The 18143-nt window shown below is 68.0% G+C and carries 15 protein-coding genes; 10 read left to right on the forward strand and 5 right to left on the reverse strand.

What is annotated here, in order from left to right:
* Positions 1-86: 86 nt before the first annotated feature.
* Positions 87-1865 carry a peptidoglycan-binding protein gene (locus tag OV287_RS54935; protein WP_267542093.1) on the reverse strand — a complete coding sequence of 593 codons (1779 nt, stop codon included), beginning with the start codon at positions 1863-1865 and terminating at the stop codon, positions 87-89.
* Between the two features lie 165 nt (positions 1866-2030).
* Here OV287_RS54935 and OV287_RS54940 point away from each other — a divergent pair, with 165 nt between their 5' ends.
* Positions 2031-2510, forward strand: a complete 480-nt coding sequence (locus OV287_RS54940) for a hypothetical protein (RefSeq protein ID WP_267542094.1) — start codon at positions 2031-2033, stop codon at positions 2508-2510.
* A 333-nt stretch (positions 2511-2843) separates the two neighbouring features.
* Complete coding sequence (locus OV287_RS54945) at positions 2844-3935, forward strand: hypothetical protein (protein ID WP_267542095.1); 1092 nt, start codon at positions 2844-2846, stop codon at positions 3933-3935.
* Positions 3936-4023: 88 nt separating this feature from the next.
* Here the strand turns inward: OV287_RS54945 and OV287_RS54950 are convergent, their stop codons facing one another.
* Positions 4024-5325 carry an MFS transporter gene (locus OV287_RS54950; RefSeq protein WP_267542096.1) on the reverse strand — a complete coding sequence of 434 codons (1302 nt, stop codon included), beginning with the start codon at positions 5323-5325 and terminating at the stop codon, positions 4024-4026.
* Positions 5326-5530: 205 nt separating this feature from the next.
* Here OV287_RS54950 and OV287_RS54955 point away from each other — a divergent pair, with 205 nt between their 5' ends.
* Entirely contained in the window at positions 5531-6241 is a 711-nt protein-coding gene (locus OV287_RS54955) for a hypothetical protein (RefSeq protein ID WP_267542097.1), read from the forward strand.
* Positions 6242-6394: 153 nt separating this feature from the next.
* Here OV287_RS54955 and OV287_RS54960 read toward each other — a convergent pair whose 3' ends face one another.
* On the reverse strand, positions 6395-7969 hold the full coding sequence (locus tag OV287_RS54960; RefSeq protein WP_267542098.1) for a CapA family protein: 1575 nt from the start codon (positions 7967-7969) through the stop codon (positions 6395-6397).
* Positions 7970-8181: 212 nt separating this feature from the next.
* Between OV287_RS54960 and OV287_RS54965 the strand changes: the two genes are divergently transcribed.
* The 7 genes from OV287_RS54965 to OV287_RS54995 all read left to right on the forward strand — a co-directional run bounded on the left by OV287_RS54965 (position 8182) and on the right by OV287_RS54995 (position 16157).
* Positions 8182-8679: a DUF4365 domain-containing protein gene (locus OV287_RS54965; protein WP_267542099.1), complete on the forward strand. Its 498-nt coding sequence runs from the start codon at positions 8182-8184 to the stop codon at positions 8677-8679.
* Positions 8676-9809, forward strand: coding sequence for a hypothetical protein (locus OV287_RS54970; RefSeq protein ID WP_267542100.1), 1134 nt, complete (start codon positions 8676-8678; stop codon positions 9807-9809). The genes OV287_RS54965 and OV287_RS54970 overlap by 4 nt, the downstream gene beginning before the upstream one ends.
* A 49-nt stretch (positions 9810-9858) precedes the next feature.
* Positions 9859-11028: a hypothetical protein gene (locus tag OV287_RS54975; protein WP_267542101.1), complete on the forward strand. Its 1170-nt coding sequence runs from the start codon at positions 9859-9861 to the stop codon at positions 11026-11028.
* A gap of 77 nt (positions 11029-11105) precedes the next feature.
* Positions 11106-11477: an Ig-like domain-containing protein gene (locus tag OV287_RS54980; protein ID WP_267542102.1), complete on the forward strand. Its 372-nt coding sequence runs from the start codon at positions 11106-11108 to the stop codon at positions 11475-11477.
* Between the two features lie 133 nt (positions 11478-11610).
* Positions 11611-11772, forward strand: a complete 162-nt coding sequence (locus OV287_RS54985) for a hypothetical protein (RefSeq protein ID WP_267542103.1) — start codon at positions 11611-11613, stop codon at positions 11770-11772.
* A gap of 58 nt (positions 11773-11830) precedes the next feature.
* Positions 11831-14443 (forward strand): hypothetical protein, encoded by a 2613-nt coding sequence (locus OV287_RS54990; RefSeq protein WP_267542104.1) that lies wholly within the window; start codon positions 11831-11833, stop codon positions 14441-14443.
* 448 nt (positions 14444-14891) lie between these two features.
* The gene (locus OV287_RS54995; RefSeq protein WP_267542105.1) at positions 14892-16157 is read left to right on the forward strand and encodes a hypothetical protein; all 1266 of its coding nucleotides are present in this window, start codon (positions 14892-14894) and stop codon (positions 16155-16157) included.
* A gap of 13 nt (positions 16158-16170) precedes the next feature.
* On the opposite strand, the gene OV287_RS55000 is transcribed toward OV287_RS54995, so the two are convergent.
* Both OV287_RS55000 and OV287_RS55005 read right to left on the reverse strand, forming a co-directional pair.
* Positions 16171-16746 carry an imm11 family protein gene (locus OV287_RS55000; RefSeq protein WP_267542106.1) on the reverse strand — a complete coding sequence of 192 codons (576 nt, stop codon included), beginning with the start codon at positions 16744-16746 and terminating at the stop codon, positions 16171-16173.
* On the reverse strand, positions 16743-18119 hold the full coding sequence (locus OV287_RS55005; protein ID WP_444546337.1) for an AHH domain-containing protein: 1377 nt from the start codon (positions 18117-18119) through the stop codon (positions 16743-16745). The genes OV287_RS55000 and OV287_RS55005 overlap by 4 nt, the downstream gene beginning before the upstream one ends.
* Between the last annotated feature and the right edge of the window lie 24 nt (positions 18120-18143).

The following is an 18143-nucleotide window of genomic DNA, read 5'->3' on the forward strand; positions in this document are numbered from 1 at the left end:
TTGAGCGGCACTGAAGCACGAAGGGCCGGTCTCCACTCGATGGAGACCGGCCCTTTCTTCATGCGGGAGCCCGAGGCGTCCGGCGGCTAGCCGTTGATCTGCGCGCGGTACGTCTCCATCCACTGAGCAATCTGGCGGGCGTAGGTCGTGCTGTCATTGCCATCGGAGGGAGGGGCGTACTTGTTGATCATCCCCTGCCAGTCCTTGTTGTCGATGAACTGGCGGTAGCCCTTGTCCATCAGGCGGAAGTAGGCCTCGATGCCCTGCTCCACGCTGGGGAACCTGGTGAAGCCGCCGTTGGGGACGCCGCCGAACTGCCGCTCCCACTCGGCGAAGCGGAGGTTGCCCGGGTTGTTGTTCTTCGGGGCGACGCCGGTGGTGTTCCACTGGGCCTCCTTCTGGAACATGGCGAGCGCCAGCTCGGGGGGCACGTTGTACTTCTTGGACATGGCGAGGATGTGCTCGCCCTGGCCGCGCAGCCCGCTGTTCTTCAGCATGTCATTGATGCGGGCCGCCTTGGCCGCGTCCGAGCCACCGGTGGGGGGAGTGGGGGTGGGGCCGGTGACGGGGCCAGGGGAAGGCTTGCCGCCGAGCGCATCGGTGAGGGCCTGGCGGGACTGGGGCCCGTAGACACCATCCACTTCAATCCCGCGCGAGGACTGGAAGGCCTTGAGGGCGGCCTCGGTCTTGGGGCCGAAGACGCCGGGGCCGGTGGCCACCTGCTCGGCCGACATGTGGCCCAGCCGCACGAGAGCGTCCTGGAGCTGCTTCACCTCGGGACCCTCGGAGCCGCGACGCAGGGTGGACTGGGGAACGGCGGGGCGGCTGAGCTTGTCGAGCTCGGCCGTCATCGCGGCGCGCGTCTTGGGCCCGAAGATGCCGGAGTTGGGGCTGATGCCGTGATCCGTCTGGAACTTCGCGACGGCGGACTGGGTCTTGGGGCCGAAGATGCCGGGGCCGGTGGCGACCTGCTCCGGCGTCATGTAGCCCAGCTTCACGAGGGCGCCCTGGAGTTTCTGGACCTCGGGGCCCCGAGCGTCGCGCTGGAGATCCACCTGGGGAACGCTGGCGGAGCCACCGGGAGTGGGGGTCGGCGTGGGAGTCGGAGTCGGAGTCGGAGCCGGCTGACCACCGCCGGTGGGCTTGCCCGAGTCATTGACCCAGTACTCGACGGGGCGGTTGCCGAAGGAGTCCTTCACGTGGCCGTTGTTGAAGTTCTTGGAGCCGGCCTGGGCGATGGCGGGGCCCTGGCTGGTGACTTCACCGGGGCGAACCATGGCGACGTGGCCGATGCCGCCGGGGTTCTTCCAGACGGCGGTGGCGGGGTGGCCCTGGTTGGCGAGGTTCTGGGCCTCCTCGGCGCTCACCTTGCGCCAGCCGTGACGCTCGCCGTGCTGGTGGAGCCAGTCGACGGTGGCATTGGCGTTGAGCTCGCGGCCCTTGCCCACGCCGGTGGAGTTGCCGTTGGCATCAACCCAGTGAGGAATCTCGGCGCCCATGGCGCGCGTGGCGTCCCACACGAAGATGTTGCAGTAGGTGTTGCCACCGCGAGGCGTGTACCGCGGGTTGTTGCCGACGGCGAACTGGTTGAGGACCTCGTTGTAGGTGGCGGCGTTGCGATTGGAGGGGTTGCCGCGGACGGGAGCATCCACGGGAATCCACGCCTGGGTGTTGTCGGTGCCGGGGGCGGGCTTGGAGCCGTCATAGCGCAGGGGCTGGGCCACGAAGGCATCGGTGTTGCGAGCGGTGGCGAGCGCGTTGCGCTGGGAGGGCTGCTCGGGGGCGGCGGTGGGGCGGGTATCGACCCGAGGCGCCTCGGTGCGGGAGGTAGCCGGCGAAGAGGTCGCGCGCTGGATGGAGGTCATGCGGAAAGGGCCTCGGAGGACAGGGGAGACGTACTCGGGGATTGTCGCGGAATGTGGGTTGGGAGTTGCGTGGGGGGCCACTTCCGCTCCAGGCGGGGCTCGGGTAGCTTGCGCCGCCCTGCGTTCGGCAGTTCCGCAGTACGCAGCAAACCGAGGACATCAACGATGGCACGGATTTCCCAGGATCAGGCGCAGGAGCGCCACACGTTCCTGCTCGACCTCTTCCGCAACCAGCCGGACATCAGCCGTAACGAGGCGATGGAGGCTTACAAGGACAAGTTCGGGGCCTCGCTGAACGCAAAGACGTTCAACGAGCTGCGCGAGCAGGCGCTGCGTGAGGTGGAGGTGGAGGAGAAGGCGGAGGAGAGCGTGAACGAGGTGGAGGAGACGCCGGTGGAGGAGACGAAGCAGCGGGTGGTGGCGGCGGCGCCGGAGCTGACGAACGGGGCGGGAGCACCTGCGGCGGCGAAGAAGCCGAAGGCGGCGAAGGGCCCGGGCGCGAAGAACGTGTTCGTGGACGCGACGCAGGAGCAGCTGCAGTTCCTGGAGAAGGTGCTGGTGCAGTTGCAGGATTCGGGCGCGAACAACGTGCGCATCGACCACGCCACGGACCGGTGGATGGTCCTGACGGTGGACGCGAAGTAATCGCGAGTCCCATCCCAAGCCCACACACAAAGCCAAATCCCAGAATCCCAGAATCCCTCCCTCTCCCCGCGGGAGAGGGTCGGGGTGAGGGTGCCAGTCCCCGTGTTCCACCTCGAGTGTCAGAGCGTGGGATATGGAGTTCCCGGCTGGGGGGGACACCGAATCACCCACACACCGAGGCCGTTCCATCCGGGTCATCGACGATGACCCGAGGGCCTCGCTGCACGCGAAGGAGAACAAACAAATGAAGGGAATGAAGGTAGCCACGGGACTGGCGCTGTTGCTGGGAGTGGCGGGGCAGAGGCGCAGGCGGCGGAGCCCTATGCCAAGCAGGTGCTCGATTCCCTGGTGCTGACGGGAAACGTGGGCAACAACAACGCGAACCCGTTGGATGTGCTGGGGGCACCGGATTCCAAATTCCTGGCCATGGGGGGTCCCGGCGCCTACGTGCTGCTGGACATGGGGGTCACCCCCATCGTGAACGGGAGCGGGCCGGACCTGGAGATCCGCGAGCAGGGCACGGCGGCGGGAGGAGTGGACGAGCAGTACCGCGTGCTCATCTCCGATAGCACCGACCCGGCGAGCTTCGTGCTGGTGGGTACGGGAACGGCGTTCAGCCTGCTGGACATCGCCGGGACGGGGCTGTCCTCGGCGCGGTATGTCCGCATCGAGGATCTGTCCACGGCGACCAGCAACTCCACCACGCCTGGCTCGGATATCGAGTCGGTGACCTCGTTGCACGCGTCGGGGAGCGGCTCGCTGCCTCCGGTCACCGGGTTGTCGTACACGCTCACGGGCAATGGCGTGCGGCTCACGTGGACGCGCATGACCGGCTCGGGAGTGACGGGCTACAACATCCGCAAGAGCACGGACGGCTTGCGCTTCGACAGCAACGCGAGCTGGACGGCGACGGACCTCGAGAGCGCCTTCCTGGATACCCAGACCAGTCAGAGCCATGTGGGGGATGTCTGGTACGCGGTGAGCGTGCAGTACACGGGAGGCGAGAGCGCCCTGCAGGTGGTGCACGTTCCGTCGGGCAAGCTGACCCTGCACGATCAGATCGTGCACCTGGGAGACAGCAGCACCCCGACCTGGGAGCAGCCGTCTCCGTCGAGCAACAAGCTCACGTTGACCTTCAACCTGCCCGAGGTGCCGCGCGGGCCCACCGTGAAGCTGAACTTCCAGCTGTTCGACGTGGACTACAGCAAGAACCGCCTGGTCATCAATGGCCACGGTCCGCGCTCGCTGCCCGTGCAGAGCGACGTGTCCTGGCTGGGAATGTCTCTCATCGTCGAGAGCGGTCAGTTCCTGCAGGGGACGAACACCATCGAGATCTACAGCCGCGACAGCAGCGGGGGCAACGCGGTCAACAGTCTGGATGATTTCCAGATTGGGAAGATCGAGCTGACCCGGATGAACCCGTAGCACGAGAAGAGGAGCGCGCGCCCGGTGGAGGGCGCGCCTCCTGACAAGGCCGGAACGCGCCCCATCAGGGAGCACCCAGGCGCCCCGCTCAGAAGTCGCCGGAGCCCTCGATGCGGACGGAGCTGCTGGGACTCACGGCCGGGACGAGCTTGGAGGGGGCCTCCGTGGCGTCGAAGGCATGGGGCCGGAGCAGGCGCAGGGACAGCACGAGGGCGACGAAGAGGACAGCGCAGCTCGCGGTGACGAAGCGGACGCCGACGCGGTCAGCCAGAGCCCCCTGAGCCCACACGCCCACGGCGTACCCGACGCCGAGCATCATGCTGTACAGACTGTGGATGCGGGCCTGGAGCTCGCGGGGGACGCGGAGCTGGCAGGAGGTGTTCAGGCCGGTGAGGGTGGCCATGTAGAACCAGCCCAGGCCCACCATGGCGAGCGCGGCGAGGTGGAGGGTCGGCGCCAGCCAGTACAGGGTGGCCGCGACGCCGATGAGGAGCAGACAGGCCTCGAGGACGCGCTGGCGGCCGAGCCGGGCGATGAGGGGCCCGAGCATGACGGCGGCGAGCACTGCGCCGACGCCCTGGCAGGTGACGAGGAGGGAGGTAGCGGCGGCGCCCTCGTGGAAGACGCGGATGGCGTAGACGGGCACCAGGCCGATGAAGGGGGCGATGAGGGCGGACACGGCGAGGGTGCCCATCATGGCGAGGAAGATGCCGGCGTCCTCGCGGGCGACGCGAGCGCCGCGGACGATGCCGGGCCACAGCTCCTCGCGGGAGAGGGCGTTGACCCTGGCCGCGGGACGCACGCGTGACACCGCGACGAGCACGGCCACGAAGGAGACGGTGTTGACGAGCAGGGCCCAGGCGATGCCATGGGTTCCGAGCACGATGGCGGCGAGGGCGGGGCCCATGATGCGGCCGAGGTTGAACTGAGCCGAGTTGAGGCTGACGGCGCTGTGAAGGTCCTCGGGGGGGACGAGCTCGGAGATGAGGGCGGAGAAGCCGGGGTTGGTGAGGGTGCTGGTGCAGCCGTTGAGGAAGGAGATGACGGCGACGGCGGGCACGGTGAGGTGGCCGGTGAAGGCGAGCACGGTGAGGATGCCAGCCAGCAGCGCGTGCACGAAGGTGCCCACGGCGACGTAGACGCGCCGGTCGAAGCGATCCGCGAGGGCGCCCGCGACAGGGGAGAGGATGAGGGCGGGGATATAGGTGAGGGCGGCGATGGCGCCGGTGGCCTCGGCGCGGCCGGTCACAGTGGTGACGAAGACGCCGAGGGCCAGGGTCTCCATCCAGGTGCCGATGTTGGAGACGAGCGCGCCGGACCAGACGTAGACGAAGTTCCGGTGCCCGAAGGCGCGGAGCGAGGAAAAGCGCGACAAGTGAAGGGCAGTCACGGCTCGTCCCTTGTAACGCACCCGGGTGACGCGTGCTCGGTGGGCACCTGCGCACACGAGCCCGAGTGCATGGCCGCTCACTGGCTGGGCAGACACCCGGGAAGCCTCCAGTGGCGGCGAACTCATATGAACACAAACAAGAACCGATACCCACGGGCCCACGTGGGCTGGTTCAGGAGAGAGGGACGGGCGAGGCTGCCGCGCCATGACACGCGCGCTGAAGCTGTTGCTGTTGCTGGGAGTGATGGCCGCTGACACGGCGGGAGCCACGGGGCCCTCGACACTGGAGGTGAAGCTCTCGCCACTGGCGGCGCGGAAGGGAGCGGTCCTCTTCCGAACCCGCTACACCGTCAATCGCGAGGGAGCGCACCGCTTCATGACGGTGGAGTTCGGCTGGCTGGTGGTGGACGCACGCGGGGGCTGGAAGGAGGTGCCCCACCGAACGGTGGCGGAGCCAGCGTCCCCCGGATCCGCCGAGGAGGACACGCGGGCCTGGGCCGAGCTCGGGCGGGCGGATGCGGAGTTCAAGGCACCGCTGGATTGGAAGGCGCCGCCGGAGAGCCTGGCCGGGCTGCTGCGCGAGTACGGCTTCACGAGGAAGGACGCGGTGGCGAAGAACGCGGGGGCGGGCACGGTGACGTGGAGCCCGAAGGCGCTGTGTGAGGGCAAGCGGTGTACATCGCCCTGCCGCCAGCGCACGGTCCGCGAGTGGCGGAGCGAGGACGTTGGAGAGGCCGAGGGGCCGAACAAACCCATCAAGGCGCACTTCGTCCACTCGGGGGTGGCCGTCTTCCGCAACCAGTACGACGACGAGCACCACGACGCCTTCTTCACCGAGCCCGTGGTGGGAGAGGAGGACAGGAACCCGGGCATCGAGATGCACGACGTGATGGCCATCTGCGTCGTGCCGCGCTGAGCCCTGGAAAAACGAAAGCGCCCGGGGGAAACAACCCCGGACGCTCGGAAGAACGCAGTAGCACAGCGCATCACTCCCTCTCCCCTCGGGAGAGGGTCGGGGTGAGGGTATCCGCCCCTGTTCTCCTACCCGGCGGACCCCACTCGAAAGCCCCTACTGCGCGCCCGTGGCGATGGGGCCCTTGCGAGGCGAGATGGAGCCATCCGCGCCGACAACAGCACCAGTCTCCGGGAAGTCCTCGGAGGTCAGACGGCGCACGAGGGGAATGACGTCGCCAGCGGAGTCAGGGACAGGAATGCCCTTCCCCTCCTGCCTGGTGGGGAGGATGCGGCCGGAGCGGAAGCGGCCGAGGGAGTCGAGCTCGACATCGACGACCATGCCGAGACCCTGGGGGCCCTTGAGGTTGAAGGAGCCGTAGGTGGCGAAGTTGCCCATGGAGTAGACGATGAGGCGGTCCTTGTAGAACTCCATGGCGCGAACGACGTGGGGCCCATGGCCGAGGACGAGGTCAGCGCCGGCGTCGATGACGGCGTGGGTGAAGAGACGCAGGTCGCCGCGGTCCTCGCCGAAGAAGAGCTCACGACCCTTGGGGATGTTGAGGGCCTTGGAGCCCTCGGCGCCGCCGTGGAAGGAGACGAGGACGAGGTCGTGGTTCTGCTTGGCCTGGCGGACGAGGGCGGTGGCGGTGGCGGTGTTGTTGAGGTGGTTGCAGGAAGCGGAGGTGTGGAAGGCGACCATGCCGATGCGCAGACCATTGCGCTCGACGGTGGCGACGGAGCCAGCGGGGCCGCTCCAGGGGATGCCGAGGGAGTCGAGGGTGGCCTCGGTCTCGCGGCGGCAGAGCTCGCCGAAGTCACCGGAGTGGTTGTTGGCGGTGGAGGCGATGTCGACGCCGGCCTCCTTCAGGAACTTGCCGTAGCGGGTGGGGGTGCGGAAGGCGTAGCAGTTGCCGCTCTTGCGGCACTTCTTGGTCTCGCCGTTGTCGCAGAGGGGGCCCTCGAGGTTGATGAAGGTGAGGTCCGCGTCGCGCAGGAGGCCGTAGACGGAGGAGAGGCTGGAGGCGCCGTCATCGGGGGGGAGGAGACCCTCGGGGAAGTCGGTGCCGAGCATCACATCGCCGACGGCGCGGATGCGGACGCGAGCGTCCTTGGGAGGAGCGGCGCGGGGAGCGGACTTGGAATCAGCGGAGGCGAGCTTCTGCTGGAGGGAGGACTGACCACGAGCCTGGGTGAGGGCGTCCTCGAGGTCGGGGTAGTTGGGGTCGAGCTTCTGGACGGAGGTCCACTCGGTGAGGGCATCGGACCAGCGGTTGAGGAGCGAGTAGGCCCAGCCGAGCTCCCAGTGGCAGTCGATGCGAGAGGGAGCGGCGCGGGTGCAGGCAGAGAACGCGGCGATGGCAGCGGGGGCGTCCTTGACCTTGAGGGCCTCGACACCGCGGGCATAGAGCGAGTCAGCCGAAACTCCCTCTCCCTCTGGGAGAGGGCTGGGGTGAGGGTCTTCGGCCGTGGCGGCGGGAGCCGGAGCAGCAGCCGCCGCCGGAGCAGCCGCCGCCGCTGGAGCCGGGGCCGCAGCGGGAGCGGAGGCCGGAGCACTCCCAGCGGAGCCCTCCTCGGAGGGCTGGGAGAGGGAGACGGTCTCGGACTCGGCGACGGCGGGGGCGCGAGCGGTCGCGCAGCCACCGAGAGCGGAGAGCGCGAGGACGGAGAGCACAAGAGAGCGGGAGCGCATGAGGGGGCGCATCTTAAGGGCGCCGGAGCCACATCCAGAGAAATGCGTGTCCAGGCGTCCAGCGCTCGACGGCGGAGCAGCCGGGCGGGCGCGAAGGAGTGAGGTAGAGGAAATCTGCGCTGCGAACCCTACCGCTTGAGTGGGCCGAGGGCAGCCTATACACTCCACTTTCGAGGTTCGGTGGTGTCGGGTGGAAGGGGCAGGGGAAGGGGATGGACATCAACCAGCGCAAGGAGAAGTTCGGCGAGGCCTACCTGCGCGCCGTGGCTGCGGTGGCGGGCTTTACGCTGTACAGACCCGAGGTCGATGACGACAGCGTGGACTGGGGCATCGCGGCGCGAGGAACGGAAGTGCTGCGCCGGAGGCCACGTGTCGAGGTGCAGCTCAAGTGCACTTCGGCCCAGGTGCTGCGGGAGGACGGCGTCTACTTCTCTCTGGGCCTGCGCAACTACGACCAACTCCGGGAGACGAACCTGCTGGTGCCACGGGTGCTCCTCGTCGTCCGCCTGTCCACCGGGCTGGATGACTGGCTCGCGCAGTCGGAGCAGGAGCTCGCGCTACGCCATTGCGCGTATTGGGTATCGCTGCGAGGACACGGACCCACCACCAATCTGGGGACAATCACCGTCGTGCTTCCACGCCTCCAGGTGCTGAGCCCGGGAGCACTGCAGAGGATGATGGAACGCATCGACCGGGGAGAGGCGCCATGAAGCCAGACAAGGAGAGCCTGAGGGCGCTGCGCCCGCTGGAACTGGCGGCCTATCTGCGGAGCAGGGGATGGTGGGAGGCCGAGCGTCTGGGCGAGCGCGCCTCTGTCTGGCTTGTAAAGAGGGGCCGGGAGGAGCTGGAGCTGCTCCTGCCGTTGGACCCCACCCTGGGTGACTACCTGCCGCGGATGGCGGAGGTGCTCTCGACCTTGGAGGCGGCCGAGGCCCGCCCGATCTCAGAGCTCCTCGACGACGTGGCGGCAGCCACGACGGACACCATCCGTTTCCGATTCGTGGGTCCCACCTTTGATCAGCACTCCGTGGCGGTGGAGCAGGGGGTGCACATCTACGAGAACGTGAGGGAGGTGCTGCTCGCCGCGGCGTGTGCGGCGGTGGGTCCACGCCCGGTCTTCTCCACCCGGAAACCCGCGCGAGCGCTCGAGTACCTCACCACCGTCCAACTCGCGCCTCCAGCACGAGGCAGCTACGTGGTGACGGTGCGCTCTCCGGTACCACCGGCGCTCACCCAGCCGGGCATTCCGCGCTCCGCACCCGATGAGCCCTTCGAGCGCCGGGTCATCTCGACACTGGCCGCCTCGCTCGCGAGTGCGCACCGTGCCGCCCTCCGAGCGGCCTCCAGCGCAACCCTCCAGCCCTTCGAGGAAGAAGTGGCCCTGGGGGTGAGCGCCAACCTGTGCGAGGCGCTCGCCGGGCTGGTGTCGCGCAGCGGGGCGCGCACGTGCGAGGTCACCGTGAGCGCGGCACCGAGCCGCCCCGGCTTCGAGGAGCGGCACGTGGCCTTCGCAGCGGACGAGGCCCCCGTGCTGCGCGAGGCCGCGCGCATGTTCCGGGCGAGCGCACCGCGCGAGGACTTCGAGCTGGAGGGGCTCGTCATCCGGCTCGAGCGGGACGAGAGAGCCAGCGCGGGTACCATCACCATCGCGGGGGTGGTGGACGCCAGTCTTCGTAAGGTACGACTGGAGCTGGAGGCCAATGACTACCCGGCGGCCGTCAGGGCCCACCTGGAGGGACGGCCCGTGCGATGCGAGGGCGAGCTCGTCCGCGAAGGGCGCACCTACGTCCTGCGCCATCCCCGCCAGTTCACCCTGAGGCCGGAAGAGCGGGAGGAGTGAGCCTGCCAGCCGAGGCACTCCGGCGGCCTGCGCCTATAATGGGCGCGGTATGTCCCATCCTGCTCCCGCACTCGCTCCCCCGGCGGCCCCCTCCGCATCGACCGTCCGCTTCGACGGCCTGTGGCTGTTCTCCCCGCGGGTGGACGTGAGCCTGCTGCTGGTGCCAGCGCTGCTGACGCTCTTCTCGGTGTGGCTGGCGGGCACCACGGGCGAGGGGGTGGACGGGTACTCGCGGGCCCTCGGGCGGTGGGCCTCACAGTACGTGCTCTTCAATGGCACGCACGTCATCCTCACCTTCCTGCTGGTGGGAGTACGGCGCGAGCTGCTGCACACCACGCCCACACAGGCGAGGCTGCTGGTGGGGGGCTCAGCGGCGGTGTTCGCGCTGTGCTTCGCGCTGCTCTGGTACGCGGGCGAGCAGGCGCCGCAGCTCAACCTGCTGCTGTCCGCGGGCATCCACCTGCTGGCGGCGCACCACACGCTGTCGCAGGTGAAGGGACTCTGGGCGCTGCACGGGCTGAAGGCGCGGGTGGCCGGAGTCCCCTCGCTCTCGGAGGCCGAGCGCCGGCTGCAGCGGGTATTCGTGCCACTGGCGCTGGTGTTGATGATGGTGCGCACGCTGGCGGTGCCAATGACAAGCAGGGCCGGAGACTTCCCGCTGGTGAACGTGGGGCAGGCGGAGGGAGGGGCGCTGCCGTACAGCACCACGTGGGTGCTGCTGGCGGTCTGGGCGGTGTTCGCGGGACTGCTGGTAGCGGCACTGCGAGGACAGTCAGGGACAAGCGGCCCGAGGCGGCTGTACGTGCTGGGTCACGCGGTGGTGGTAGCGGTGTACCTGGCGTGGCCGGCGTGGGGAGTGGTGCTGAGCGCGGGCATCCACGGACTGGAGTACTTCTTCCTGACGGGGCGGATGCTGGAGCCCACGGCGAGGGAGGCGGAGTCGAAGCTGCGAGGGGGAGCGGTATGGGCGGCGATGGTGGGGGTGATGCTGCCGCTCATCATTGTAGGCGTGGCACAGAGTCCCTTCGTGCCACTGGTGGACGCGGGCACGGGAGGGGCGGCGACGGACTTCCTGCTGCGCCAGGAGCCGTTGTGGACGCTGGGGGTGACGGTGACGAACGCGATCGTGCTGGCGCACTACTTCGCGGACGCATTTCTCTACCGCTTCCGTATCCAGAAGGTGCGCGAGGTGACGTTGGGAAGACTGGGCCTCGCCTAGAGTGACCGTGGCAATCCCCTCTCCCTTTGGGAGAGGGTTAGGGTGAGGGTCTGCCCCATCCACGAAGAGGAGCCCTCATGCGCATCGCCGCGATCCTCACCCTGTCCGCCGTGCTGTCCGCCTGTAGCAATCCCGACGAGACCTTCTGCACGCTGGAGGCACGCGCCTCGGTGCAGGTGAGTGTGGTGGACACGAAGGGCAATCCGCAGAGGGACGCCCGCGTCACCTTCACGCTGGACGGAGGCGCTGAGCAGCAGGCGCTGTGCAACGGCAGCGAGCAGGCGCAGGGCAACTGCGACACGTGGGTGACGGGCTACGAACAGCCGGGCGACTACGTCATCACTGCCACGAGCGCGGACGGCCAGCGCACCGCGCGGCAATCAGTCTCGGTGACCGAGGACGAGTGCCACGTGCAGACGCAGACCGTGACGCTCAAGCTGCCAGACTGAGCCGCCAACAAGGCAGCGTCACGAGAGGCTTCAATCCGTGTCCAGTAGGTAGAAGCGCTTTGCGCCACAGACGCCCGAGGGCGTGGCGAATGCCGAGCGGGGCCTGCGGCAGTTCGTGGTGGGGAGGGGAGGAATGAGTCTCTACGTCTTCGGTCCGACGCTGCCGAACAGCGAGGTGCGCAAGGCAGGCACGTTCGGGTTGATGAAGCTGACGCTGGAGGACGGCGCGTACACGTGGGAGTTCCTCCCGGTGGAAGGAGGAGTCCTGGACCAGGGCCGGGGCACCTGCCACTGACCTGGGGCTGCGGGAGCAGGGTCGGACGAAGTAGCCTGTGACACCGAGGTGACGCAGCGTGTCTCACGTCCGGTTGATCTGCATCCTGCGCGAGCCCGAGGGGCTCATGGCGCTCGCCCTGTCGGAGAAGGGGGAGGACGCCGGACTGCTGCGATTGCCCCTGCACACCCTCTCCGAGAACGAGGTACCCGGACGTACCGCCCTCCTGGGCGCATGGGAGAGCCTGGCCCGAGCCCGAGGGGCAACCGCCGAGACACTCACGCGCGTGCTCCAGGTGCTCCTGACCACCGAGCCTGGAGATGGAACACCGCCGCCGGGATTGGAGCACCCGTGGCTGGAGCCTCCGCCGGCCCCTCACCGGAGGACGGCGGCCCACCCGCGCGGCTACCGAGGCACCCTCCATCAGCCGCCGAAACGTCCGCAGCCCGAGGCGCTCGATGTCCGTCCCCACCTCCTTCACCGCCGGACCCTGGGAGCCCTGCTCGAGCCGCTGCGACCCCACGTGACGGAGGCCGTCCGTCAGCTCGAGGAGGAGGGGTACTCGCGGGAGCGGCTGGAACGAGTGGCCGTGGCGCTGGCCTCCCCCGCCCGGGCCGACGTGGCTTTGGCCTATCACCATGGCCTGCTCGACACCCGCGGAGCCGAGCTGCCCGCCAGCTTCATCCGGCTCGGAGCCCTCTTGAGCCGAGGCCCGGAGCGCGGCTTCAGCCGATTGCTGGCCCTGCGCGGGAGGCTGGCGATCGACACCGACCCGGCGGTGCTGACAGCGGCGGCACGGCTGCTGCTCCGCTGGGGCCCGGAGCAGGGGCTGCCTTGGTTGGAGGTAGCCGCACAACTTGGGCCGGAGACGCAGGTGGAGCTGCTCACGGAGCTGGTGAAGCCAGGCGTGACCCCGTTCAGCGCGGACCGGTATGACCTCCAGTTCGAGGCCTTTGCTACCCGGAGAGCCTCGTGGCGATGGGACTACCTGCGGGGCCTCGGGGCGGGCCTCCCCAGTGACTACCTGCTGAGCGGCTTCCGCCTGCTGGCCGCACACGGCCTGGATGCCTCGTTGAGCATGCATCTGCCCTCAGCGGCGGGCCCGGTGCCAGAGGAGTGCCTCGATGCACTCTTCGTCCACCTGTTGCCGGAGACCCGCGGGCACTGGGCGCTCCCCTCACTGTGGTCGCTGTGTGGGGAGCTGCCGGGCTTCGCCGAGCTCCTCACCTCCGTGCCCTGGATGAGCCTGACGCCAGAGGCCGCCTACGCGCTGGTGACGCTGCTGAGCACGCTGGGCTGGTACAGCCTGGAGGGGCGCCCGGAGCGCCTGCGCTGGTGGAGCATGGCGCGCCGCCTCCTGCCCGCGCTGCTCGAACAGCTGAGCCGCACGCCGGCCAGCCATCAGCGGCGGTGCGTCGAGATGATGTGCCGCCTGGTAGCGAATGGGGAGAGCCCATGGGAGGTGTCCTCGTACCTGGTGCCCACCAGCCTGGCCCTGGCGGGGCGCGTGTGCAGGCCGCCCTTCTCCGGGGACAACCGGCTGGCCTACGTGCTCGAAGCCCTGGTGAAACACCCGGACCCACGAGTCCGAGAGCGGCTCCTGGCGGCACCCGAGCGCAGCTTCCTGCGCTTCGACGAGTGCTGTGCTCGGGAAGACCTGGCCACCCTGGCGGGGAAGGGAATGGAGTGGCTGGTGGAGCACGACGTGGGCCTGGTGCTCGACGCCTTCGAGTCCTGTCCCGAGACGCTCGCGAGGACGGCGCGGCTGCTGGGAACACTGTGGAGACATGAGGCCCTGCCGCTGCTGGCGGAGTTCGCCCGGCACCCGCTGGTGCGCGAGGATCCCTTCCAACTGCCTCCCGAGCAGCTGGCCGTCCTGCTGCGAGAGCATTGCGTGGGGGGAGTGGAGAGCCCGCTGCCAAGAAAGGCGAGGCTCGCGCTGGAGGAGGGACGAGAGCTGCCTCCGGGACAGTGGGCGAGGGCACTGCGCGTCGCCTCGACACAACGGACACGGCTGCGGCTCCAGGTGCTCGCCCGGAGGGTGCTGGAGCGGCTGCGAGGCAGGATGCAGGCCGACACGAAGGATGAACGCGTCCGACACGCCTTGCAGATGGCGAACCTCGTCCACGACAACCGGCGAGCGCTGCGCCGGCTGTTGGCGCGCTACTTCGAAGGGGAGAGGGACTTCATCGAGCATCACCCTGTCTCAAGGGCCTGGTTCGCGCGGCACCCCCGGGTCGAGCGGGAGAGTTGGCTGAAGGGAGTAGTGCTGCGCCGCGAGGTGCCGGGACTGGGCGAGGTGACACTGTCACTCGAGCAGGACGCGCTGGAGGCGCTGCGGCTGGGGACGCACGTGGGAAGCTGCCTGGGCCTCAATGGCATCTGTGATTACTCAGCGGCGGCGGTGGTGCTCGACATCAACAAGCGAGTCCTCTACGCGAGGGATTCCCGGGGGCGAGTGGTTGCGCGGCAGTTGCTCGCCATCTCCGACGACGACAAGCTGGTGCCCTTCAAGGTGTACCCGGAGTCGTGCCCGCAGGCGCTGCAGTCGGTCTTCCTCGACTATGACCTGGCGTTCGCCGAGACGCTGGGGCTGCCACTGTCCGATGGGCCCGAGGAGCCGGAAGTAGAGAACGTGCTGTCCTCGTGCTTCTGGCACGACGGAGCGTGGGAGCTCGGAGCACCGGGCTGAGCCGGAACGAGCGTGCTAGACATGCAGGCATGGGTAGCGGTGGACGCCACGTGGGCGGCATCACGATTCCGCCCAGTGGAGGACTGACCCAATCATCCGTGGCCCCAATATCCCCCCAACATCCCCTCGCCCTGCGGGAGAGGGACGGGGTGAGGGTGTATCGGTTCCCAGGTTAAACCCTCTCCCTCCGGGAGAGGGACGGGGTGAGGGTATACGCCCCAAGAGTTGCAGCTACCATAATGGACGGTATGTTTAAAGCCGCCTCCGGGATGTCCAGGTTTTCATCCAAAACCTGGCATTTCACGTTCGGCGGATTCCAACGAACCGGGCGCAGGCCGGCGTGTCCTCTAGATGTCTGGGTGAGGTGCCTGGCGAGGGGGTGGGGTTGGAGCTTCGCTGACGATGACTACCCTGGCCTCCCCCCCTGATTCACACCGGGAGCCTCATCGTGAATGAAGCCTCGTCGCGCGCGCCCCAGGGAGGGCGCCTCCTCACCGTGCTGTTGCTGAGTACCCTGCTGTCCGCTCCATCGGCGCGCGCTGCGGAAGGCGCTACCACGCTAGAAGACAACCGCCGCATCACCGAGGGCTACATCCAGCTCGCGAATGCCTTCCAGGCGCTGCTGGACCCAGACTTCCAGCCTGGAGGTACGAGCGGAGTACGCCCCAACTGGTTCGCCTTCGCACCCCACGCCTCACAGGCTGCGGGCAAGGGCATGCTCAGCGCGGGGCTCGCAAGGCGTGTTCTCGACGCGGCCCGGGGACGGCCCTCGCTGTCCGTCCTGGAGGCACTCGAGCGGGTGGGCCTCACGGGGACGCTGCGGCTGTCGGTGGAACAGCTCTCCCTGGAGCTGCTGGTGCAGGGGCTGCCGACCGACGTGGCCGCGACGCTCGGCGCACTCACCACGGGGATGAATGGCGAGGCACTGGCGGATCCACGCACGCTCACCACCACCGCGTCGCGCCTCGCGGCGCTGTACTGGAGCGCACCGGGGATGCTGCCGCTGGACAAGGCGGAGGCGGTGGTGCGGACGCTGGAGCGCACGCTGCATGGGGGCAACGTGGCCATCTTCGCGGACATTGGCGGCGCTGCGAACGCGTACCTGGAGTGGCGCCAGGGAACCGGAGAGATGGAACCCGAGCGCGTGCTGACACAGTTCGCGCTGGCCGGGGCGAGGCCCGAGGAGACGCGACTCGCCTACGACTACGCGCGGGCGCACGCTCACGACACACCGAGGCCACACGCCTTCGACGAGCTCTTCCCGGGGATGGAGGGAAGGAGCTTGGTGGTGGCGGCCTTCGCGCTGTACGAGCGGGCGAGGCTCACAAACGGGAGCACGGAGCGCGAGGCACTCATCGCGATAGCCAACAACTACCTGGCCTGGAGGGAGCAGCACGACGCGGTGCAGGGAGCCTTCACATCGGCCGAAGCGCACGCGGACGAGGTGTCACGCCCGGAGGTGATGAGGACAATGACACCGATGCTGGTGGTGCACTTCGGTACGCTGAAGTGGTCGCTGGCGGATTACGCGTATGCCCATGAGGACCGGGACGGCAACCCCATCACCGCGCCGCCGACGGAGTACGGCTGGGCGACGTTCTGGGACCGGTGGCCGCCGATCCTCGACTCCTTCGAGAAGGGCTACGGAGAGCCCGCGGCGCTGTGGGTGATGCCGGAGCCGCTGGAGGATCCGACCCTGTTCTCCAACCCGTGAGCACGCCGGACGTTCAGACCTCGATGAACCTGGGGCCGATCAAACCCTCTTCCTCGATGGCCCGCTTGACGCGCTCGGAGACGATGAGGGGCACCAGCCAGCCCCAGGGGCGGAAGATGCTGGTATCCCCTATCTTCTCGGGGTCCACCTTCAGCCCGGAGACGTGTCGGTAGTGGCCCACTCTCTCGGGCTCTCCGTCCTCGGGACCCCAGAATGAGAACTCTTCGCATCGAGCCTCATCGACGCACTTGATGATGCGGAGGGTGTTGAGGACGAAGTAGGGCTCGGGGTGTTCTTCTACCCGTGCCGGGATGAACTGGACTTCGTCTTGGATGCCCAACCGCTCACAGAGGGAAACGAAACGCTCGTTGACGACAACGAAGTTGAGGCCAGTCTGGCTGAAGTCGAGTGCACGTCCCGGCCGGTACAAGGGGACGACGAGAGGCTTTTCCCATTTGAGAATCTTCGCCTGCAGGAATTGCCAGGGGAAGATATCCTCTCCCTGTCCATCCATCGGGCTTTCCAAATACCAGCGCCCTGCGATGTGCACGTTATCCGTCAGGCGGAAGTATCTGGCTTGAGGGCTCATGGTTTCTTTGTGAGGAGTTTGTAAAGCATCGATCCTGGCCTGCAAATGTCTCCTGCAAGCTTATCAAGCGCCTCGATGAGCTTGCGCTTGCATTCGGCCCTGGTCTGGCAGGTTGAAAACGCATCGCTCAGCCGATCATGGACCTCCTGGTGATAGGCCTCGGGATGTGGACCCTGATGACCAACGAGATAGACGATGTTCGCGGGCTCATCAAGGTGCATGCCGGCCCGCTTGAAGAACGTCTCGAACAGCGGAGTCCAGGGGCCGCCCCTGACTTCGGCTGTGTCGTTCTTGTTGGTGGCGATGTGGTGGCCCTTCGCGTCACCTTTATCTGACTCCTCGCGGCAAGCCCCTGTCGTCCGTGACACAGCTGCCGCCGCCGAGACCGCGGAGGCGGCCGTGTTCGCCGACACGCCCATGAGCAGCACCGTACCGTTCGCCACGCTCACCTGCGCGCGTGTCCCCGCCCCCACCGAGAAACCACCCCGGGCACCGCCTCCTCCTCCCGCGAAAGCAAAACGCGGAGGCGAGAGGCGCGCCCACATTCCTCCCTTGGGTACCTCCGGTAGCCCCTTGGCCAGTTTCGCCCCCGCCACCGTTATCAACACCCGAAATCCCACTCCCCCGATTGCCCTGCCAAAGCGCTGAGCCGCCGCCTCCAACTGCTCCGGGGTCCTCGCCGCTTCTGCCTCCCGGTACAGATTCAGGCAGGCCATCCCCACGTTGTAGAGTTCCGCCGCGCTGTAGGTCATCAACAGCCCAAGGGTCACTGCGGCGGCGAACGCCTTGGAGAAGACAGGCTCGGGCATCGCCCATGCCGTCATATAGAGCATCATGGACAGGGCCATGGAATACGCGACAGTGGGAGAGCTGAGCAGTTCCATGGCCGCGTCGCGTACGCCGTCATCCATGTAGCGGGGCGAGAGTTTGAGTGCTCTGAACCACCGGCTGTCCTCCAGCGTGGATGGCAGCGCCATCGAGGAAGGACCGTAGAGCTCCTCGTAGCCATCGCGCACCCATCGTTCCAGAGCCGAGCGCTGCGCGTTCGCCGGTAGCCCGCACGGAGCACCCGCCAGCACCGCGCCCACCGAGAGTCTTGCCAAGTAGCAGGGCTCCGAGTGGGGCGCCCGGAATTCCGTTTCCAGGGCCGCCACGAATGCTCGCGCGTGCTCCACGGAGAAACCCGCGAGGGAGGGGTCTGGCGGAAGACGCTTGAAGGCGAGCTCGAGTCCACGGTGGGGAGAGCTGTGGTGCTCACTCACCGTCACGGTTTCCAGCACCGCGACGCGCGGCTCCACGGTTTCAGGTGGAGCTGCCCGGATCGGGAGCGGCAACAACAACAGGCAGAGGATGAGAAAGACTTGTGAAGACATGAGCGGTTCCGATCCACCTCTCGG

This window comes from Archangium lansingense (assembly GCF_026626635.1).
Lineage (GTDB): Bacteria > Myxococcota > Myxococcia > Myxococcales > Myxococcaceae > Archangium > Archangium lansingense.